General features: G+C 62.9%; 19 protein-coding genes. 9 read left to right on the top strand and 10 right to left on the bottom strand.

Going from position 1 to position 19450, the window contains the following annotated elements:
* Positions 1-92 precede the first annotated feature (92 nt).
* The 3 genes from QMG25_RS05920 to QMG25_RS05910 are packed head-to-tail and all read left to right on the top strand — an operon-like array spanning position 93 to position 2787.
* Positions 93-1016, top strand: coding sequence for an ABC transporter substrate-binding protein (locus tag QMG25_RS05920; RefSeq protein ID WP_283458221.1), 924 nt, complete (start codon positions 93-95; stop codon positions 1014-1016).
* Positions 1013-1987: an amino acid ABC transporter permease gene (locus QMG25_RS05915; RefSeq protein WP_283458220.1), complete on the top strand. Its 975-nt coding sequence runs from the start codon at positions 1013-1015 to the stop codon at positions 1985-1987. The genes QMG25_RS05920 and QMG25_RS05915 overlap by 4 nt, the downstream gene beginning before the upstream one ends.
* Positions 1984-2787: an amino acid ABC transporter ATP-binding protein gene (locus tag QMG25_RS05910; RefSeq protein WP_283458217.1), complete on the top strand. Its 804-nt coding sequence runs from the start codon at positions 1984-1986 to the stop codon at positions 2785-2787. Before QMG25_RS05915 ends, QMG25_RS05910 begins: the two co-directional genes overlap by 4 nt.
* 126 nt (positions 2788-2913) lie before the next feature.
* Here the strand turns inward: QMG25_RS05910 and menD are convergent, their stop codons facing one another.
* Positions 2914-4728, bottom strand: coding sequence for a 2-succinyl-5-enolpyruvyl-6-hydroxy-3-cyclohexene-1-carboxylic-acid synthase (gene menD / locus QMG25_RS05905; RefSeq protein WP_283458545.1), 1815 nt, complete (start codon positions 4726-4728; stop codon positions 2914-2916).
* A 149-nt stretch (positions 4729-4877) separates the two neighbouring features.
* Entirely contained in the window at positions 4878-5855 is a 978-nt protein-coding gene (locus QMG25_RS05900) for an o-succinylbenzoate synthase (RefSeq protein ID WP_283458216.1), read from the bottom strand.
* Positions 5856-5913: 58 nt separating this feature from the next.
* Here QMG25_RS05900 and QMG25_RS05895 point away from each other — a divergent pair, with 58 nt between their 5' ends.
* Positions 5914-6816, top strand: coding sequence for a phosphatase PAP2 family protein (locus QMG25_RS05895; protein ID WP_283458213.1), 903 nt, complete (start codon positions 5914-5916; stop codon positions 6814-6816).
* Here QMG25_RS05895 and QMG25_RS05890 read toward each other — a convergent pair.
* From QMG25_RS05890 to QMG25_RS05875, 4 genes are all read right to left on the bottom strand, one after another.
* Positions 6813-8000 carry a serine hydrolase domain-containing protein gene (locus QMG25_RS05890; protein WP_283458211.1) on the bottom strand — a complete coding sequence of 396 codons (1188 nt, stop codon included), beginning with the start codon at positions 7998-8000 and terminating at the stop codon, positions 6813-6815. The genes QMG25_RS05895 and QMG25_RS05890 overlap by 4 nt on opposite strands.
* 88 nt (positions 8001-8088) lie before the next feature.
* Entirely contained in the window at positions 8089-9285 is a 1197-nt protein-coding gene (locus QMG25_RS05885) for an MFS transporter (RefSeq protein ID WP_283458209.1), read from the bottom strand.
* 36 nt (positions 9286-9321) lie between these two features.
* Positions 9322-10122 carry an MBL fold metallo-hydrolase gene (locus QMG25_RS05880; protein WP_283458207.1) on the bottom strand — a complete coding sequence of 267 codons (801 nt, stop codon included), beginning with the start codon at positions 10120-10122 and terminating at the stop codon, positions 9322-9324.
* 325 nt (positions 10123-10447) lie between these two features.
* The gene (locus tag QMG25_RS05875) at positions 10448-11668 is read right to left on the bottom strand and encodes an RNA-guided endonuclease InsQ/TnpB family protein (RefSeq protein WP_283458205.1); all 1221 of its coding nucleotides are present in this window, start codon (positions 11666-11668) and stop codon (positions 10448-10450) included.
* Between the two features lie 17 nt (positions 11669-11685).
* On the opposite strand from QMG25_RS05875, the gene tnpA reads away from it, so the two are divergent.
* Positions 11686-12132 carry an IS200/IS605 family transposase gene (gene tnpA / locus QMG25_RS05870; RefSeq protein ID WP_283458202.1) on the top strand — a complete coding sequence of 149 codons (447 nt, stop codon included), beginning with the start codon at positions 11686-11688 and terminating at the stop codon, positions 12130-12132.
* 111 nt (positions 12133-12243) lie between these two features.
* Positions 12244-12672 (top strand): NYN domain-containing protein, encoded by a 429-nt coding sequence (locus QMG25_RS05865; RefSeq protein ID WP_349307112.1) that lies wholly within the window; start codon positions 12244-12246, stop codon positions 12670-12672.
* Between the two features lie 110 nt (positions 12673-12782).
* Here QMG25_RS05865 and QMG25_RS05860 read toward each other — a convergent pair whose 3' ends face one another.
* The 3 genes from QMG25_RS05860 to QMG25_RS05850 are packed head-to-tail and all read right to left on the bottom strand — an operon-like array spanning position 12783 to position 16521.
* Positions 12783-14297: a dihydrolipoamide acetyltransferase family protein gene (locus QMG25_RS05860; RefSeq protein ID WP_283458196.1), complete on the bottom strand. Its 1515-nt coding sequence runs from the start codon at positions 14295-14297 to the stop codon at positions 12783-12785.
* Positions 14294-15361, bottom strand: coding sequence for an alpha-ketoacid dehydrogenase subunit beta (locus QMG25_RS05855; protein WP_283458194.1), 1068 nt, complete (start codon positions 15359-15361; stop codon positions 14294-14296). The genes QMG25_RS05860 and QMG25_RS05855 overlap by 4 nt, the downstream gene beginning before the upstream one ends.
* A complete protein-coding gene (locus QMG25_RS05850) occupies positions 15358-16521 on the bottom strand; it encodes a thiamine pyrophosphate-dependent enzyme (RefSeq protein WP_283458192.1) in 1164 nt (387 codons plus the stop codon). Before QMG25_RS05850 ends, QMG25_RS05855 begins: the two co-directional genes overlap by 4 nt.
* 293 nt (positions 16522-16814) lie before the next feature.
* Between QMG25_RS05850 and QMG25_RS05845 the strand changes: the two genes are divergently transcribed.
* The 3 genes from QMG25_RS05845 (at position 16815) to QMG25_RS05835 (ending at position 18637) form a co-directional block, all read left to right on the top strand.
* Complete coding sequence (locus tag QMG25_RS05845; RefSeq protein ID WP_283458190.1) at positions 16815-17267, top strand: Lrp/AsnC family transcriptional regulator; 453 nt, start codon at positions 16815-16817, stop codon at positions 17265-17267.
* Positions 17268-17596: 329 nt separating this feature from the next.
* On the top strand, positions 17597-17998 hold the full coding sequence (locus tag QMG25_RS05840; RefSeq protein ID WP_283458188.1) for an antitoxin HicB: 402 nt from the start codon (positions 17597-17599) through the stop codon (positions 17996-17998).
* Between the two features lie 84 nt (positions 17999-18082).
* Positions 18083-18637, top strand: coding sequence for a hypothetical protein (locus tag QMG25_RS05835; RefSeq protein WP_283458186.1), 555 nt, complete (start codon positions 18083-18085; stop codon positions 18635-18637).
* Here the strand turns inward: QMG25_RS05835 and QMG25_RS05830 are convergent.
* On the bottom strand, positions 18624-19421 hold the full coding sequence (locus QMG25_RS05830; RefSeq protein ID WP_283458184.1) for an enoyl-CoA hydratase/isomerase family protein: 798 nt from the start codon (positions 19419-19421) through the stop codon (positions 18624-18626). The two genes, QMG25_RS05835 and QMG25_RS05830, sit on opposite strands and share 14 nt — an antisense overlap.
* Between the last annotated feature and the right edge of the window lie 29 nt (positions 19422-19450).

Raw genomic sequence — 19450 nt, 5'->3', positions numbered from 1 at the left:
AATAGCAAAATATTGTTTACCGTGATGCACATCACGCCGGGTTAGACTAGTTTTCTAGCGCTGGCACCTCACACCGAACCAAAGGGTAAAAAATGCGTAATCAATCGAAATTGGGGCTGCAGTTTGCAGCTGTTCTCGCTGCCACAGCCTTGGCACTAACCGGTTGCAGCAACGCCGAAGAATCCCCCAACAACGGCAGCGACAGCTCCACCTTTGACCCCTCCAGCGTTGCCAAGGACGATGCGCTGATTGCCATGCTGCCAGCCGCGCTCAAGGACAAGGCCACCTTGGACGTTGGCTCCGACACATCGTATGAACCGGCCGAGTTCTTGGCTTCGGACGGCCAGACTCCCATTGGCTACGACGTTGACCTTGCCAAGGCCATTGGAGCCGTTCTGGGCAAGAAGGTGGACGTGCACACTTCAGAGTTCTCCACGATCCTGCCGAGCCTGGGCTCCAAGTACGACTTGGGCATTTCCTCCTTCACCATCAATCCAGAGCGGTCCAAGGCCGTGAACTTCGTCAGCTACTTCAATGCCGGGGTGCTGTGGGCCGTGCAGAAGGGCAACCCAAACAACTTCAGCCTCGATGACATCTGCGGCAAGAAGGTTGGCGTGCAGACCGGAACCATTGAAGAAGACCCGGACGTCAAGGACCGCAACCAAAAGTGCCTCGACGAAGGCAAGCCGGCCATCGAAGTCATCTCCTTGAAGAACCAGACGGACGTCACTACTCGCCTTGTCAGCGGCAGCATCGATGCCATGAGCGCCGATTCACCCATCATCAAGAACTCCCTGCAAAAGACCGGCGACTCGCTTGAGACCCTTGGCGACGTGTACGACGCCGCAGAACAGGGCATCGCCATCGCCAAGGACGACACCGCGTTTGCCAAAGTCATCGAGCAGGTCATGAACAAGCTCATGGAGGACGGCACCTACACCCAGATCCTCAAGGACTGGAACAACGACGAAGGTGCCATCTCCAAGGCCGTGCTGAATCCGACGGCAAGCAAGTGAGCTCTCGCACCGTGCACGGGGCGCAAGCCGGCACGGATGGCGAGCTTGACCTGATCAAGGCAATTCCGGTTCGCCATCCGGGCCGTTGGATTGGCGGGGCAGTCATATTGCTGTTCGTGGCGTTGGCTGCCCAAAGCCTTGTCACCAACAAAAACTTCCGCTGGGACACTGTCGGGAAGTACCTGTTCGACGTTCTGGTGTTGCAGAGCATCGGCTGGACGCTGCTGTTGACAGTTGCCGCCATGGTTCTTGCCATCACGCTGGCAATTTTGCTGGCTTTCATGCGCCAATCCGAGAATCCGCTGTTCCGGTACGTGTCGTGGGTGTGGGTCTGGTTTTTCCGCGGCACGCCTGTCTACACGCAATTGGTCTTTTGGGGCTTGGTCTCGGTGCTGTATCCAAAGATCATCTTTGGCGTTCCGTTCGGGCCCGAATGGTTCTCCTTCAACACCCAGGACATCATCACCGCGCTGGTGGCCGCCATGGTTGGGCTGGGCCTGAACGAGTCGGCTTATTTGGCCGAGATTTTCCGGGCCGGCCTGAAATCCGTTGACAGTGGTCAGATGGAAGCCGCTGAAGCGTTGGGCATGCGCCGCTCCAAGATCATGTGGCGCATCGTCCTCCCCCAGGCCATGAGGGTTATTGTCCCGCCCACCGGGAATGAAACCATCGGCATGCTCAAAACAACTTCCCTGGTTTTGGCCATCCCCTTCACCCTGGACCTGACCTTCGTCACCAACACCATTGCCAACCGCACTTACCTGCCCATCCCGCTGCTGATCGTGGCCGCCATCTGGTACCTGGTAATCACCTCGTTGTTGATGGTGGGGCAGTTTTACATCGAGCGGTACTACGGCAAGGGCGTTGACAACGTCACGCACAAACCCGTCAAGGCAACCGCCGCTGCGGCGGCCGCGCATGCCGGGGGCACACCCAATTCCAGCGGGACCGTGAAAGGCCAGCAGCCATGACAGAAACTTCGGCAAATCCCCGGAAACAAGGCGCTGACGTCAAGCCGTTGGTCTCGATTGAGAACGTGCACAAGTTCTTCGGCGACCACCACGTCCTGCAGGGCATAGACCTGCAGGTCAACCCCGGCGAAGTATCCGTCATCATCGGCCCGTCCGGTTCGGGCAAGTCGACGCTGCTGCGCTGCATCAATCTGTTGGAGACCATCAGCGCGGGGCGGATCTACGTCCATGATGCACTCATTGGCTACCGTGAGCGCAATGGCCGCCTCCATGACCTGAGCAGCAAGCAAATTGCCAACCAGCGCCGGGAAATTGGCATGGTGTTCCAACGCTTCAACCTGTTCCCGCACAAGACAGCACTGCAGAACGTCATTGAGGCACCCACCCAGGTCAAGCACCAGTCCAAGACGGCCGCCAAATTAAAGGCGCACGAACTGCTGGAAATGGTTGGCCTGTCCGACCGCGCCAACTACTACCCAGCGCAGCTTTCCGGAGGGCAGCAGCAGCGTGTGGCTATTGCCCGGGCCCTGGCCATGGAGCCGGAACTCATGCTCTTTGACGAGCCCACTTCCGCCTTGGACCCTGAACTGGTGGGCGATGTTTTGGAAGTCATGAAGAGCCTGGCCAAGTCGGGCATGACCATGATTGTGGTGACCCACGAGATCGGCTTTGCCCGTGAAGTGGGAGACACCCTGACGTTCATGGACGACGGCATGGTGGTGGAATCGGGAAATCCACGCGAGATCATCGCCAACCCGCAGCACCGCAGGACGCAGGAGTTCCTCAGCCGCGTCCTCTAGTGGCGATGGGCGGAGGGGGACGATATTTCCTCGGCGACTTTCCGGCCAATCGGCCGTGGGCGGCCTCGGCCTCCCTGGCGTCGCCTACAGAATCATCAGCCCTTCCGCCAGTTCTTGGTGAGTCTCCTAGACTTCCAGTGCCTTGCTGATGCGCGCGTGAAGTTCGCGCAGCCCGGCACGGCTTGCCGCCACTTCGATGATGCTCCGACCTCGGACCGGGGTGGCCAGCGTTTGGTCGAGTTCCGCAGCGGTGTGCACCAGCCTGTGTTCCCACCCGTAGGCGGCGGCGAGGGCAGCCAGCTGCACGGTGTGCGGCGTGCCAAAGAAGCGTTCGACGGCGGAGGCGTAGTTGGGTGCCTGCGCCAACTTGCCGTGTTCCAACACTGAAAAGATCCCGCCGCCGGCGTCGTTGAGCACCACGACCTGCAGCTGCACCGGCTGTTCAGTGGGGCCGATGGCGAGGGCGCCGGAATCGTGCAGGAATGTCACATCGCCAAGCAGCACGCGCGTTGCCCGCCCCGTGGCCAATGCCACCCCGCTTGCTGTGGAAATCGTCCCGTCAATGCCGGACAGCCCGCGGTTGGCGTGGACAGTGACCTGATTTTCAGCTGTGGGCTGTCCGGCCAGATCCACGTCGCGGACGGGGTTGGAGGACCCCAGCATGAGATTGCTGCCGGGATCCTGCTGTGCCCGGGCCCAGATGGCACGCGCCACCCGGGGACCCGTCAGCATCCCGCCAGCTGCCATGTGGCCGGTCTCCTCCAGCACTTCATCCAGCGCAGCCTCGGCCCGCGCGGACGCAGCCAGCCAGGCCTGCAGCCAACCATCGGGCCCGCGACCTGCAAACCCCGCCAGCTGGTCCCACTGGGTCAAGATCAGCTCGGTGCGACGGCCAGCTTCAAACCAGGACACAGCGGCGGGGAGGAACAGTGCACGTTCCAACGATGCATCGGCCAACAACCCGCTGATTTGCCGGGACAGGGTGGGGCGCCCAAAGAGCACCACCCGCTGGATCGGCTGCGAGCTGTCCGGACCGAACTGGTCCAGCAGCAGCCGGTAGGGGCCCACTGCGTTCGGTCCGAAGCGCGCGTTGGAGGAAGGTTCGGCAAGCAGTGGCAGGCCCAGCATCCGGGCAAAGTACTCTGCCTCGGGTCCTGCGCCGTGCCCGGCCACCACCACTGTCCTGTGGCTCGTGGACGGCAGCACCTCCGGTGATCCGTGCTCTTCCGGTGGTGGAACTGCATCCACCGGGCGAAGCGCTCCCGGTGATCCGGGCACCCCGGACCCGGGGGGTTCGCACCGTTCACCCCTCGGCTCTTCAACCTCCGGCTCTTCAACCCCCCGCCCTTCAACCCCCCGCCCTTCAACCACTGGATCCTTGACGACCGGTAGCAAACGTTCCCACTCGGAACCGTCCAGGGCAGGCGTCAAGGGGTCGCGGAAGGCCAAGTTGACCTGCGCCGGTCCCGCAGGAATGCCCTCAAGCCGGCCACGCGCGGCACTCAACGCGGTAGAGATGGCGCTGGTGGGATCGGTGCCGGCCGGCACATCGGTGGCGAAGCGCACGTGGTCGCCGAAGAGGTCCAGTTGCTGCGTTGTCTGGTTGGCCCCGGTGCCACGAAGCTCTTCGGGCCTGTCAGCGGAGAGGACAATCAAGGGCGTGCCGGAATGATTGGCCTCCATCACCGCCGGCATCAGGTTGCCCACGGCCGTTCCGGAGGTTGTCACCACGGCAACGGGGGCGTCGCCACCCAAGGCGATTCCCAGCGCCGTGAAACCCGCCACGCGTTCGTCAATGCGCACATGGCAGTTGAGCCTGCCGTCCGCTTCGGCCTCGGCCAGGGCATACACCAAGGGGGCGCTTCGGGAACCAGGGGCCACCACCACGTGGTCAACCCCTGCCCGTTCCAAGGCATCGACAACGTAGCGGGCAGCGTCCATCGAACTAAGTAAAGTCACGCCACTACTCTAGTCACCCGATCCGGAAGGCAGCATGCCGAAGATCCGGCCGCGTCTCCAACCGCACCGGATTGTTTCCAACCGCACCGGGGCCGAGCAGCGGGTCCGGGAGTCGCCATCATCTCCAATGATCAGCGGAGCAGGGCATGGCAGCGGCGCAGCCGCCCCAGCCACCAGTCGCGGCGTTCGGCGGGGACGGCAAAACGGGCCAACAGATCGGCATCGGCCACCACGTCACGCACGTCCATGCCGCCGTTCACGGCCACCAGGCTGGGCGCGGCCACGTCACCAGCCATGAGGGACACCGTGCCCAGCCCGCAGGCATAGGGCAGTTCCGGCAGCGCGGCGGCCAGTGCCAATCCAGTGCCGATCCCCACCGAAGAGTCCAGGGCCGAGCTGACCACGGCCGGAAGCCCCGCTTCGGCCACGATCTCCAGGGCCCGCCGCACTCCCCCCAGCGGCGCGGCCTTGATGACCAGCAGGTCAGCAGCCCCGGCCCGGGCCACAGCCAAGGGATCGCTGGCCTTGCGGACGCTTTCATCGGCGGCAATGAGCACCGCGCCGTCCAGTGCCCGGCGCACCTCCGCCATTTCGCCAATGCTTGCCACGGGCTGTTCGGCATATTCAAGGCCAAACACATTCAACATGCGCAGTGCGGCAACGGCCTGCCCAACACTCCAGCCCCCGTTGGCGTCCACCCGGATATTGGCGTCGGGAAGCAAATGGCGCACGGCACCCACCCGGGCCGCATCCTCGGACAACGACTGCCCGGCCTCCGCCACCTTGATCTTGACCGTCTGCAAACCGTCATAGGACGCCAACACGGCGGGGATCTGTTCGGCGGACACCGCTGGAACGGTCGCGTTCACCGGAACCCGGCTGCGCACCGGTTCCGGGTGCCCCAGCCAACCGGCCTCCAGGGCCGAGGCCAGCCAGCGGGAGGACTCCTCGTCGTCGTACTCCAGGAAGGGGCCAAACTCGCCCCACCCGGCCGGACCCTCAAGGACCATCACTTCGCGGACCATCACGCCGCGGAACTTCACGCGCATGGGCAGGGCGACGACGTGGGCGGCAGCAACGAGCTCTTCGAGCGGCGGAAGTGAAAACATGCCTTCACTGTAGCCCCGCGTCAGCAAGCTCCCATGAATCTGTGGGAACCTAAAAGCGATGAAAACCCCTGCAGCACACCACAGTCCCGGCCAGCGCGGCCGCACAACAGTGCGCATTGCAGCCTGGCCGTTTGTGGGCGCGGCCAGCATCTGCCTGGCCGGACTGCTGCTGAGCTACCGCTTTTACATCAAAACCACCACGGGCCAGTTCATCGACGAGTCCGCCCTGGTCGAGGCCGCCGTGGTCCGCCGGCGGATTGGCGTGCAGAGCGCGCAGGTGCTCGATCTTTTGCCGGTGACCTCGGTGGTTCTTGCCGTGGTGGTGGTGCTGTTCGTCACCCTGGCACGAAGGCGGTGGAAAGCGGCCGGCATCGCGCTTGCCGCCATGGCCGCCGCGAACCTTTCAACCCAGCTCATCAAGGCCGGGCTGCCCGATCGGCCGGACCTTGGCGTGAACACGCTGGCGTTGAACTCGCTGCCGTCGGGACACAGCACGCTGGCAGCCAGTGCGGCGGCCGCGGTGTTCCTTGTGGTCTCGCCACGGTTGCGCCCTGCCGCGGCTTTTGTGGGTGGAAGCTACGCCATCATGGCCGGGATTTCCACGCTCATCAACCAGTGGCACCGACCGTCCGACGTCGTGGCGGCCTTCTTCATCGTGTCGTTTTGGACGGCTCTGGCCGCACTTTTCATCCTGCGCTCCGGCCCTCGGTGGAATGTGTGGCTGGGCTCGGGCAGCCATTGGGCCTCCTCGCGCTGGTGGACGGGCTGGTCGGCGCTGGCTGCCGTGCTGGCCGGGGTCGCTGCAGCTTTGCTGCTGCGCCATGTCACGGCCACCGGTGGGACCAGCACCATCAGCTATTTTCTGGTGGGAGTCGCCCAGATCGTGGCGGCCGGGTCCGGGCTGACGATTGCCGGCACGCTGCTCTTGACGTTCCCGGTACGACGGCGTTCCCGGCGTTAGTCCTTTGGCCCGCCGCAGTCCGTGGCGGGCTCGAGCGAGCCTGCCAGCGGCTCCCAAAAATAGGAAAAGTCCTCGTTGGGGCCGTCCATCAGCCGCTGGGTGAACAAGACGCCAATGAGGTCCCGGGAGGGGTCCACATAGGCGGTGGTCCCGAGTCCGCCCGTCCATCCGTAGCGGCCGGCGGCATGCCACGGTTTCGCGGGCGCTGCCGTGCCGCCCCCGGTTTCCAGCGGCCCGGTCTCCACCGACAGCTGCCAACCCCAGGACTCCCCCGGCCCCACCATCCCCGCCAAGCCAACCTTCTGCCGGGGAGTGAGCTGGTCGCTTGTCATTTGCGCGCGGAGACCGGCAGGAAGCAGGGTGTCGCCCGCAAGGGCTGCGAGAAAGTTCAGGTAGTCGGGCACGGTGGAAACCAGGCCCGCCGCCAGCGATTCGAACGGTGGCGGCTGCGAAAACACCCCGCCGGGTTCGTCAAAAACGCCAAGCCCGCCGGCCCTGGGCTGATAGGCGGTGGGCAGCCTGTCGGGGTCGGCGGTGAACCCGGTTGATTCCATGCCGAGGGGGCCGGTGATGCGTTCCCGCAGGATCTGTTGCAGCGAGGCCTGGCCGGCGCGGGCCAGCAGGACGGAGAGAATTTCGCTGCCCACGTGGTAGCTCCACCTGGTGCCGGGCTGGTGTGCCAGCGGCAACTCGGCCACACGGGACATGTACTCGTCGGCGGTCATCGCCGGTGGGAGCGGGCCCGGAGACAGGCCGGCCGCGTCCATGGCTTGTGCCAGCGGGGTGTCATCAAAGATGGCGCCCAGGCCGTGGGTGAGGCTCAGCAGCTGCCGCACTGTGATCTCGTGCTCCGCGGCAACGGTGCTCGACAAAGCGGCGTCCGGGCGGCTCAGCACCCGGGGATACGCCAGTTCAGGCAGCCAAATGTCTGCCGGGTCGTCAAGCGCCAAGGTGCCGTCGGCAATCATTGACACGGCCACCGCTCCGGCCAGCGGCTTGCTGAGGGACGCAATCCGGAACGGCGTGTCCTTGCGCATCTTCGCCGGCTGGCCCAGGGTGCGCACTCCCGTGGCAAAATACTCCGTGCTTCCCCGGTAGCGGATCCCGGCGACCATTCCGGGTGCCCATCCCGACTCCACCTTTGCTTCCAAGGCTTGCCACACGGCATCAAATTGGGAGTTCATGTTTCAATGATTCGCGGCCCCGGCCTGCGCGTCAACAACTTTTTGCAGCTGCCTTCAGTGGGCGGCAGCGTTCAGTGGGGAGCGGTGTTCAGTGGGCGGCAGCGTTGTTGCGCGGAATCCAATACCCCAGCATGGCGGCAGCCGCCAGGCCCAGGAGTCCAGTGGCGGCAATGCCAAAGGACAAGGTGGCCACGGCGGTCAGCCCAGCCAAAACGGCCGGGCCGCCGGAACCGCCAATGTCGGAGAAGAAGCGCCAGACACCCAGGAACTGGGGCCGGCCGCGGCGGGGTGCATAGTCTGCACCCAGGGTCATGATGAGCCCGGAGCCAATGCCGTTGCCAAAGCCAATGAGCAAGGCCACCAGCAGCAGCGATGCGGCACCGTTTGTCAGCGGAGTGAGCAACAGTGCGATCCCCATGAGGACCATGGACGGCACGGCCACCGCGCTGCGGCCCTTCTTGTCCATGACCCGTCCGGCCGGATAAAAGACCAGCATGTCGATGGCCCCGGACAGCCCGTAAATCAGCGACGTCGTCGCAGGGCTCAGTCCCAGGTTGTCGGCCCACAACGGCACCACCACTTGCCGCGAGGACCTCACGGCACTGACGAGCAGCACCCCGATTCCCACGGTCAAAAACACTCTGCGGTGGGCCTGGACCAGTGAACGAATCGTGGGGGCGGGCCCCTTAGGGCCAGTGGTGGTGTCGCCGACAAGGTCCGGCAGCCACCAGGCCAACGATCCGGCGGCTGCCATGGCCACGGCGGCCACCCAGTAGGCACCGGACAGGCCCACCAGGTGGATCACGAGGGCACCGATGAACGGTCCGGCGAAAAGCCCGATCCTCCCGACACCGCCCAGCGTGGACATGGCCCGGGCTCGCAGGAACGCCGGAACCGCCTCGGTCAGATAGCTTTGCCGGGCCAGGTTGAAGACGGCTGCTGCTGCGCCGATCAAGAACACCCCGGCGGCAAACTGCCCCAGGTTCGTTGAGAAAACACACAGCAGCAAGGCCACCAGGCTCAATCCTGCTGCGCCCATCATGCCCCGACGTTCACCGAATTTGTCCGTGACGATGGAGGCAGGAATGTTGCTGACCAGCGAACCAATGCCAATCAGCGCCACCACAAGGGCGGCGCCGGCCAGGGAGGAGCCCATCTCGCGGGCACTGAGCGGAATGATCGGCAGGATGGCACCTTCGCCAATGCCAAACAGCAAGGATGGCCCAAACGCCGGAATGGCGATGGACCACAGGCTAAAGTCGCCGGGATTCGCTGTTTTGCTCACTGTCTCAACACTACGCCCGCAGTTCACCAGTCTCCCTCACCGCGGGTGCCTGTGCGGACCGCCCCTCTCCATGGTGTCCGCCATCGCTGCGGCAAACGCAGCGTCCACGGGGCGTCCGTGGCCTGGAATCATGACCGGGTACTGTGCGCCCATGCCGGCCAGGCGTCGCAGCACGGCAATCCACTCGGCGGGGTGGGAGTCTTCAAAGGACGGCTCGGCACCTTCCTCCACAACGTCCCCGGTGAAGAGAACGCCAGGCGCGCCCACCATGAGATCGCCGTCGGTGTGCCCGCGCCCCAGCGTAAAAAGTTCCACGCTGATGCCGCCAAGGTCCAGCACCACAGGCGTCCCCGTTTGTGCCACCCCGGCTGAACCTTCGGAGCCAAGCAGGTGGGTGGGAGCCACAATCTCCGTTCCCACCCCGTCTCCGGCAGCCATTTCCGGCTCCGGACCGTCCACAAAAACCCGCTGCGACTCCGCCGTCTCGGCCATGGCTCGCGCGGCGGCTGCGTGCGCCCAAAAGTCCGGGCCGCCGTCGTGCTTGGAACTGTTGTACTTGGCGCCATCACGAGTGGCACCCTCAGCTCGAAAGACCGCGTTGCCGAAGAAGTGATCCCAGTGCGCGTGCGTGTTGGCGACCACCAGCGGCAGGGTGGTCACGGCCCGCACGGCGGTCAGGATCTCTGCAGCGTGGCGGGGGCCGCAACCTGTGTCGATGACGAGTGCCCGCTCGGAACCCACCACCAGCCCAATGTTCACAAGCGCCCGTGCCGCACTGCTGCGCAGCACAAAGCTTCCTCGGCCCAGCGCCTCCCAGGGCCCAGCGTCCTGTTGCACCACGGGTCCTCCGATTCTGCCCGGCCGGTCTGGCCGCGTGCCCCCAGCCTAAGGGTCCATTCACCTTGGACTATTTATGGGGGTCTGTAGGCTGGCTTCATGATGGCCCAGACGATCCACTTGTAGCGACCGGCAGCAAGCCACTGGCCAATGTCTATATTGATGGCCTCAATCTGTTCCGCCGGAAACTCTCGAAACATCCAGAATGCAGATGGTTGGACATTGAAGGCTTGGCTCAGCGCTTGCTACCCGAATATGAGATCGCTCGGGTTCGGTACTTCACGGCGATTTTGACATCCTCCCCTCCCTTTCGGAAGGGGATTCCTTAGGCCGCTTGCGCGGCTTGTAGGTGTTTGATTGGCGTTGAAGCTGGCTTCTTCGCCCGAGCCCCCGAATGTCCTCGGGTTGGGGTGCTGAGTGCGCGGTTCAGAATGTTCTTGGCCGCGTTGATGTCTGCGTGCTCTTCGTGTCCACAGCTTTCGCATTCAAAAACCGCTTGGCTCTTGCGGTTCTTTGGCGAGACATGGTGGCAGAGACGACATTCACGAGAAGTGTTGACCGGGCTTACCTTGATCACGTTCATTTTCTGTTCCAGCCGGGTCGCAAACATTCCCCAGCAGGAGGCGAGAATGACCCGGTTCAGCCCAGCCTTAGCCGCAGCCCCGTTCGGCAAATAAGCCCCAGCTTTTTCTGGGTCTTTCTTAGGCTTTGGTTTGCGAGTCATGTTGCTGATTTGAAGGTTCTCCAGCACCGCCAGATCGTAGCTACGTGCCAGGGATGTGGTGTTCTGCTCCACCCAATCAGTACGTCGATTACTTAGCTTGCCCCGCAATGTTGCTAGAGCTTTCAGGGTCCCCTGGCGACGGTTGGAGCCTTTAGTCTGGGTTGCGAGTTTTCGCTCCAACGCCAGGAATCGTGCTTGCTCCCCTGTGCTGAACCCAGGGATGGTATCCAGATTCCCTTCATTGGTGGCGACCGTGTTCTTTACGCCACGATCAATTCCCACCACGCGGCCAGTATTGGCGAACACCTTCGCACGCGGCGGCGTTGTGAGGGAAACATGCCATAGACCAGCACGAAAAGTAGCCCTCGCGCTAGTAGCTGCCTTCGCCTCAGCCCACGGGTAGCTGAGCCTGAAACGAACCCAACCGACCTTAGGAATCAGGATCAGGGCCCATTTCCGGTTGATTCTCCGCAGGGACACATCACGGATAGCGAACCCGTCCTTGCCGGACATGGCTGATTTGAACTGAGGGTAGCTGCCTTGCCGGGCAAAGAAACGCTTGAAGGCGATGTCCAGATCACGTAAAGCACCTTGCTGCACCACCGTAGAACCAGCACGCAGCCAATCAGTGTCCTTGCGGAGCTCAGTTAATTCCCTAGCCTGGGTGTTGTACGTGATTTTGTGAGGTGAATAGCGCTTAGCCGGTGTCCACAGCGAGCGTTGTTCAAGAGCAATGTTGTAAATGAAACGGGCATGATCAGCGTGCATCGCCATAAGAGCTACCTGCTCTTCACTGGGGTACAGTCGCTGCTTCAAACTCATGGGTCTATAATATCAGCATGACTGCAAATAAAGAAGACTACCGTACTGGTAGACATGTGGTTTATAAATTATCTGTCCACATCATCTTGGTCACCAAATACCGGCGCGGACCCATCACCGACAGAGTGCGAGAGCACCTCATTGCGGTGGCCCACGAATCATGCAAAAGGTTTGAAAGCACCCTCGTTGAGGCTCACGGAGAAAGTGACCACCTGCATCTGTTGATCGACTACCCACCCAAGGTGCAACTCTCGAAGCTGATCGGCGCCATAAAGACCAACACCTCCCGAGAAATTCGGGCCAAGCAATACCCTGAAGTACAGCAAGTTCTCTGGGGAGACCACTTCTGGTCACCGTCCTACATGGCCCTTTCCAGTGGTGGGGCAACCGTTGAAACCATCCAGACCTACATCCAAAACCAGCGAGAGCCCAGTAAGAAAGTTGGACGACCCAAAACCCGCTAACCCCTCCCTCACGGAAGAGGTCTGCGCGGAGCAAATTCGATCAAAGTAGGCCCTGGTTCTGATGTTCAGTCTCCACAGCGGCAGCAAGCGTATCTTCGTGCCCTTGCAACATTGCCGCGGACAAAAATCTACCTCGGAAAGTTTCGGATTGATCCCCGTGTCATGCCGCTACATCCCACCAAGCTGGGCTCAGACGGAATGCCGATCTATGTGAAAGTCAAAAAGACTGAAGAGAAGGGTTCCGATGTCAATCTGGCCAGCCATGCCCTGCTTGATGCCTTCAGGTGTGACGCGAGCGCCTACGCCATACTGTCCAACGATTCAGACCTGGTCACACCCATGCGCAAGATCCAAGAGAAACTGAACGCAAAGACGATTCTCCTGAGCCCAATGGATTCCAAGCGCACCAGCAACGAGCTCCGACAAACCGGACCCATGCTTATTCGACGCATCACTGGCGATGACTTGCGTGCCTGCCAGCTGCCACCATCCATCGCGGATGCTCATGGTGTGGTTCACCGACCAAACAATGGACGTTAAATTCCGAAGGCCCCACATCAGCGGAGCCTTCTAACCAGTAGCCTAAGCATCTGGGGGTGTATGTACAGCCTATACGCACAACAAGCCCATCATCAAGGACCACACCCCGCCTAGAGCTCGGCCAGCACTCCCGCCGGGTTTTCCATGGCGTCGGCCACAAAACGCAGGAACCCTGCTGCCACGGCGCCGTCGCAGACGCGGTGGTCGAACGCGAGCGTCAGCTCCGTCATTTTCCGCACGCACAATTGACCGTCCACTACCCACGGTTTGTCCATGATGCGCCCCAGTCCCAGCATCGCCGCCTCCGGGTGGTTGATAATGGCCGCCGAGCCGTCCACGCCCAGCACGCCGTAGTTGTTGATGGTGAACGTGCCGCCCGCCAGTTCCGCCGTCCCGGAGTGCCCCGCCAGCGCCCGCTCCGTCAATACCCCGATGGCATCGTCCAACTCCCTGGCAGTTCGCCCCTGGGCATTGCGGAGCACCGGCACCACCAGACCGCGTTCGGTCTGCGTGGCAAAGCCCACGTTGATGCCGGCAAATTCCACCAGCGAGTCCTGCCCGTCGCGGCTCTCCAGCTGCATGTTCAGTTCCGGGAACCTGCCCAGCCCTGCAACCGCGAACCGTGCAACAAAGGCCAGCAGGCCCGGCGCCGCACCCTTCGCCTTCATCCCGCGGCGCAGTTCCACCAGGGCGGTCGCGTCAACATCCACCCAGACAGTGGCGTCGGGAATCTCCCGGCGGCTGCGCACCAGCGCTGCCGCGGCCACTTTCTTCATCCCCGTCAACGGAGTCCGGGCCACCACTGGCAAGCCCGTGCGTTGATCCACGACGCCGGATTCCTCCCCCGCTCGTGCCCCTGCCTGCCGCCGTGGTTGCGTCGGAAGCTTCGCGTCGGGTGCGGAAGCCGGAACTGGCTCGGGCTGCGGCTGTTTCGGCTGTTGCTGCTGCTGCTTATTTGGCTCCGATTCCGGCTCCTGCACTGCCAGTGGTTCCGCTGCCATGGCTGCTTCCACGTCCGACCGCAGAATCAAACCGTCACTTCCAGAGCCGTGTATTTCCGGCAGCGCGATTCCATGATCCTGGGCCAGCTTGCGCACCAGCGGCGAGACCACCAGGGGTGCCTGCCTGACAGCCGGCCTGCTGCGACCGGGCCCCGAGGGCCCTGTTGACCCGTAGCCGACCAGCACGTTTCCGGATCCGCCGGACGCGGCAGGGAGGGAAGGTTCCGCTGCATCCGATGAAGTTTCAGCGGCTGGGGAGCCCGCGGAGGCCGGCGCCATCTCAGCCAACTCGGACGCCGCGTCTTTCGCGGGCTCCCCAGTCTGCGCGTCTTCGCCAAGCTCCGCAGCTGCCGTCGTCTCTCCAGTTGCGATAGTGATCAACGGCTTGCCGACTTCCAAGGCGTCGCCCTCGGCACCGTGCAATAAGGTGACTGTGCCTTCATAGGGCGAAGGCACCTCCACCACAGACTTGGCGGTTTCAACTTCGGCGATGGGCTGGTCAATGTGCACGGGGTCTCCCACAGCCACCAGCCACGAGACGAGCTCGGCTTCGACGAGTCCTTCGCCAAGATCCGGCAACAGGAACACCTGTCCGTTTGCCTGTACCTGCCCCTGGCTGCTCATGATTCCTCCCATTGAAGTTTGTCCACGGCGTCCAGAATCCGGTCGACGCCTGGCAGGTAGTGCTGTTCCAGTTTGGGGGCTGGGTAGGGAATGTCGAACCCTGTCACCCGCAGCACGGGTGCTGCCAGCGAATGGAAGCAGCGTTCCTGGATGCGCGCGGCAATTTCGGCAGCCATGGAGGCAAAGCCCGGCGCCTCCGCGATGACCACCGCCCGACCGGTGGACCTGACCGCGGCACAGATGGTTTCGTCGTCGAACGGGACGAGCGACCTGACGTCGATAACCTGCAGGGACCTGCCCTCGGTGGCGGCAGTTTCTGCGGCTGCGAGCGCGGGGGCCACGGACGGGCCGTAGGCGATGAGTGTGGCGTCGGTGCCTGCACGGACGACGGCGGCGTGCCCGATGCTGGACGGAACGGCATTGGCTCCCCCGCGCTCCGAAGCGGGGGTGTACCGGGCGCGCAGTGCGTCAAGGTCGAGCGTGGCTTTGGAGAAGTACAGTTTTTTCGGTTCCATGAACACCACCGGGTCAGGGCTGGAGATGGAGTCTCGGAGCAGGACGTAGGCGTCTTCAACGGTCGACGGCGTGAGCACCGTCAGTCCCGGGGTGTGGACGTAGTAGCCTTCCGAGGAATCGCAGTGGTGCTCCACCCCGCCGATGCCTCCGGCGTAGGGGATGCGGATGACCAGTGGCAGGCGGATGTTTCCACGCGTGCGGTTGCCCATCTTGGCCACATGGCTGACGATTTGTTCAAACCCAGGGAAGGCGAACGCATCGAACTGCAACTCCACCACCGGGCGCATGCCGTTGATCGCCATGCCGGTGGCCATGCCAACAATGCCTGATTCGGCCAGCGGCGTGTCAAAGCAGCGTTCCTCGCCGAACCTTGCCTGCAGCCCGTCCGTCACGCGAAACACCCCGCCGAGCGTTCCCACATCTTCGCCAAAGACAATCACCGAGGCATCTGCGGCCATGGAATCGGACATGGCCAGCGTCAGGGCCTTGGCGAAGGTCAGCTGCTGGACTCCGGCAAGCTCCGCATGGTTCACCGCCATGGCAGTCATGACACGCTTCCTTCCTGTGCTGCGGCAAGCTCGGCGGCCAACAGGCTGCTTTGCTCGCGCAGTTGCGGCGTCGGCTCGCTATACACAAACCTGAACATGTCCAACGGCTCCGGAGTGCTCTGCGTGTTCATCCCGTCGCGCAGTGTCTTGGCCACGGCATCGGCAGCCACGGCGAAACGTTCGGCCTCGGCGGAACCCAAGTGTCCGGCGTCGTGCAGGTATTTCTTCAGGCGCAGCAGGGGATCCTTGGGCGCCCATTGGGCCACTTCCTCCGAGGAGCGGTAGCGCGTGGCGTCATCGGCGTTGGTGTGCGATTCCATCCGATACGTGTGCGCCTCAACGAGCGCTGGGCCACCGCCGTTGCGCGCCCGCTCCACGGCACTGCCCAGCACCGAAAGCAGCGCGGCCAGGTCGTTGCCGTCCACGCGCTCCCCCGGCATGCCGTAGCCAATCGCCTTGTGTGCCAGCGACGGCGCCACGGACTGGTGGATGAGGGGAACCGAGATGGCGTATTGGTTGTTTTGGATCAGGAAGACCACCGGCACGTGGAAGACTGCAGCGAAGTTCAACGCAACGTGGAAATCGCCTTCGCTCGTGGCACCATCGCCGCACAGCGCCAGCACCACGGTGTCCTCACCGCGCAGCTTGGCCGCGTGCGCCACACCGACGGCGTGCGGCAACTGCGTGGCCAGCGAGGTGGCGGGAAGTGCCGTGTTGTACTGATACGGGTCGAAGCCACTGTGCCAGTCCCCGCGCAGCGATTCAAAGACCTCCATGGGCAACACGCCGCGGCCCATGATGGCCACGGTGTCCCGGTACGTGCCGAACAGCCAGTCGTTGCGGCGCAAAGCCATGTATGCCGCCGCCTGGCAGGCTTCCTGCCCGAACGACGACGGATACACCGCCATCCGCCCTTGCCGCACCAAAGCACCGGCCTGTTCATTGATTCGCCGGCCCAGCACCAGCTGACCGTACCCCTCCAGCAGGGTTGCGGCGTCCGGCAGAGGGTAATTTTGCTTGTACTTTCCGCCCGTGTGGGCAGTGCCGTCCGCGGTTATCAGCTGGACGGGCATGGCGGATGGAAGCAGGTACTCGCCCTGGCGTCCGGCCAACAGTGCAGCGTTTCCCGGGTGCTCCAAGAATTCCGGATGGTTCGTCATTGAACACTCATTCCTTCCAACGGGTGGCAGGACGGCCAAGTGTGAACCATGCCCGCCGATCCCCCACAGCAACAAAGATGTTCCGTTGACTTCAGTATGTGTTTTCTAGCGGAACGTCGCCATAACTCTCGGAAACTCTGGAACTTTGCGCTCATTTTCCATAGTCTGGAAGACACAAGCACTGCGGATGCCGCGTTGGCCCGCCAAGTTGTTCTCGGCGTCGGGCATCCCAGACGCTGGCAATCCCGGCCTCCGAAGGCCACAGCCCCAAGACCTGACACCAAAGGAGCCACATGGAAGGGCACGCCACCGATCCGCTGGACGACGTGGACAGGCGGATCATTGCCGAGCTCACCCGCGACGGCCGGATGTCTGTCAGCGTCGTTGCCGAAACCGTCCACATCTCCCGCGCCCACGCCTACGCGCGGATTTCCAAGCTCACCTCCAGCGGCGTGCTGACGAAGTTCACGGCGCTGGTGGATCCGGTGAAGGCTGGGCTGAAGTCGTCCGCCTACGTGACATTGAAGGTCAGCCAGCACGCCTGGCGGGAGCTGCGTGAGGAATTGCGTGCCATCCCCGAGGTGGAACACATTGCGCTGGTTGGCGGCGACTTCGACGTGATTTTGTTGGTGCGTGCCGCAGACAACCAGGGACTGCGGCGGGTGGTCTTCGACCAACTGCAATCCATGGCCGGCGTGCTGGATACCCAGACGTTCCTGATCTTTGAAGACGTGGACAACCGCTGAGCTGGCGGCTGCTCACCCATCTGGAAGGCAAACCACCACCATGGATCAGCGGTTAGGCTTGAAAGCCATACCGCGTATATCCCCTCCTCTATTCAAATAACTTCAGGGGGTCTAAACTAGCAACTCTGACGAAGCCGATGAAGTATCGAGAGCTGGCCCAGCTTTTGGTTGCAGCAGGGTTCACGGCTTGTCGAAGGCAAAGGCGACCATGAGAAGTGGTCGCACCCCGCCCTCATTCGACCAGTGATCATTACCCAAAGTCGCGAAGTGTCGCCGGGCGTCCCTCGGAACGCCCTGTAAGCAATCGCGGAAGTGAAAAGACGGAACTCGTGAACAGCATCACTGTCATCGTTACCCGCTGGGACGGCGGGTGGGAACTCGAAATTGATCCGGACAACATCACGCAGGTGCGCAATCTCGCCAAAGCACCTGCGCAGGTTCGTGACTACCTCGACTCCCGGCATCCCGAAGAAGACCACTCTGACTGGGAGATTAATCTAGAACTCTCCTCCCAGGAAATTGCGGTCCGCGTTCACAATTCCCGCACCGCCACGGTCGCCGCACAGCGAGCACAGGAACAAGCAGCGAAGGAAACTCGCGAAGTGGTCAACCTGCTCCTGGCTGAGCACATCACAGCCAACGACGCAGCAGCCCTTCTGGGCATTTCCAGCGGACGCATCAGCCAGCTCAGAAACGGCAACAGACGCCCAGCCCGCAGAAAGTCCGCGTAACGGCACCCCCGGCACCGGACAGCCTGCAGCTGGCGACCCGGCGGACTGCAATCCGGTACAGCTTTAACCTGCGACGATTGAACCATGACGTCTCTCCCCGCCGACCAGCCTGTTGCCGACCCATCCGCCGTTGCGGCCCAGGAGGCACCCGCGGTGAACCGACTGGTCTTCATGGCTGCCGGTCTGGGGGCGCTGCTCTCGGGATTGCTGTTGTTGCTCGGTTCAGGGGATCCCGCCACCATCAGCATGCCCGTTTTTGTGCTGACACCGCTGATCCCCGTCATCTGCTCCATACTGCTCTGGTTGCCGTTGTCCTTCACGAAGGGGACGGAAGCCCGCCGTCAAACCATCGCAGCTGCAGGGGTTCTTGTCGTCGTGGCCGCGATGTTCTTCTTTGTAGAGTGGTCCGCACGCTTTGAATTGAGCTTGTACTTCGCCCTTATGCTCTTCGCTTGGGGCAGCCGACTCAAGCACACGCCGCTAAAATGGGCGGCACTGCCCTACCTGGCCGCCGCCATCGCACTGCGCGTCTTCGACTTCCCCGGCGAAGCGTTCATTCTTCTTGTTCTCGGCGCCCTGACGGTCGCCTGGTCGTTCATCGCCAGCCGCCGCCCCGCCGGCACCGTCACTTCCCGGTGAATCCAGGCTTTCGCTTGGCGGTGAAGGCGGCAAACCCCTCCGCATAGTCGGCTGTTGCCGAGAGTGCCACCTGCGCTTCATTTTCAAGCACGACGGCGTCCCACAGTCCCAGCCTTTCCCTGCGAATCGCTGCCACGAGGGTTTTGCTGGCGTTGAAGGCCAGAGTGGGTCCGGCGGCAGCCTTGATTGCTGCGGCGCGGGTGAAGTCCACCAGGCCTTCGGCCGGCATGGCCCGGCTGAACAGCCCGGCAGCCACGGCTTCCGAGCCGCTGATCAAATCCGAGGTGTAAACAAGGTCAAGCGTGCGGTGTGCACCGAGCGTTTCGGTGAACAGCCAGTGCCCGCCGGAATCCAGCGTGGCGCCAAGGTTGCCAAACGGCGAACCAAACTTGGCATTCTCGGCCACATACACCACGTCCATGGCGATCAGTAGCCCCAACCCCACGCCCAGGCAGGCGCCCTGTGCTGCGGCAAACGTCGGAGCCGGAAACGCTGCCATCTTTTGCAACAAGGGTGCCAGCAGGCCTTCAAGGTAGCCACGGGCGTCGTCGTTGGCGCCGTCCACTCCGGCAATGTCGCGGCCCGCGCAAAACGCCCGTCCCTCTCCCCTGATGAGCAGCGCCCGGACGGCACCTTCCGCGCCGAAGGGCAGGGTGGCGGCGGCAGCTGCGTCGTCGTACGCGGCATCCAGCTCAGTCAGCGCATCCTCGTTGAGCGCGTTCAGCTTCTCGGGGGCGTTCAGCACGATCTCGGCAACGCCATCGTTGATGGAAAGTTCAATCACGGTGACTCCTTGGGATGAGTGGGAGCGGC

It is taken from the genome of Arthrobacter sp. H35-D1 (assembly GCF_030063185.1).
In the GTDB taxonomy this organism is placed as follows: Bacteria; Actinomycetota; Actinomycetes; order Actinomycetales; family Micrococcaceae; genus Specibacter.
Note: the sequence above shows the minus strand (reverse complement) of the source record. Positions and strands in the feature narration are given on the sequence as shown.

Coding starts and splice junctions, on each gene's coding strand:
- QMG25_RS05920 (WP_283458221.1), top strand. CDS start 93: ATGCGTAATCAATCGAAATTGGGGCTGCAGTTTGCAGCTGTTCTCGCT.
- QMG25_RS05910 (WP_283458217.1), top strand. CDS start 1,984: ATGACAGAAACTTCGGCAAATCCCCGGAAACAAGGCGCTGACGTCAAG.
- menD (WP_283458545.1), bottom strand. CDS start 4,728: ATGGACGCTGCCCGCTACGTTGTCGATGCCTTGGAACGGGCAGGGGTT.
- QMG25_RS05900 (WP_283458216.1), bottom strand. CDS start 5,855: ATGTTTTCACTTCCGCCGCTCGAAGAGCTCGTTGCTGCCGCCCACGTC.
- QMG25_RS05895 (WP_283458213.1), top strand. CDS start 5,914: ATGAAAACCCCTGCAGCACACCACAGTCCCGGCCAGCGCGGCCGCACA.
- QMG25_RS05890 (WP_283458211.1), bottom strand. CDS start 8,000: ATGAACTCCCAATTTGATGCCGTGTGGCAAGCCTTGGAAGCAAAGGTG.
- QMG25_RS05875 (WP_283458205.1), bottom strand. CDS start 11,668: ATGAGTTTGAAGCAGCGACTGTACCCCAGTGAAGAGCAGGTAGCTCTT.
- tnpA (WP_283458202.1), top strand. CDS start 11,686: ATGACTGCAAATAAAGAAGACTACCGTACTGGTAGACATGTGGTTTAT.
- QMG25_RS05860 (WP_283458196.1), bottom strand. CDS start 14,297: ATGAGCAGCCAGGGGCAGGTACAGGCAAACGGACAGGTGTTCCTGTTG.
- QMG25_RS05855 (WP_283458194.1), bottom strand. CDS start 15,361: ATGACTGCCATGGCGGTGAACCATGCGGAGCTTGCCGGAGTCCAGCAG.
- QMG25_RS05850 (WP_283458192.1), bottom strand. CDS start 16,521: ATGACGAACCATCCGGAATTCTTGGAGCACCCGGGAAACGCTGCACTG.
- QMG25_RS05845 (WP_283458190.1), top strand. CDS start 16,815: ATGGAAGGGCACGCCACCGATCCGCTGGACGACGTGGACAGGCGGATC.
- QMG25_RS05835 (WP_283458186.1), top strand. CDS start 18,083: ATGACGTCTCTCCCCGCCGACCAGCCTGTTGCCGACCCATCCGCCGTT.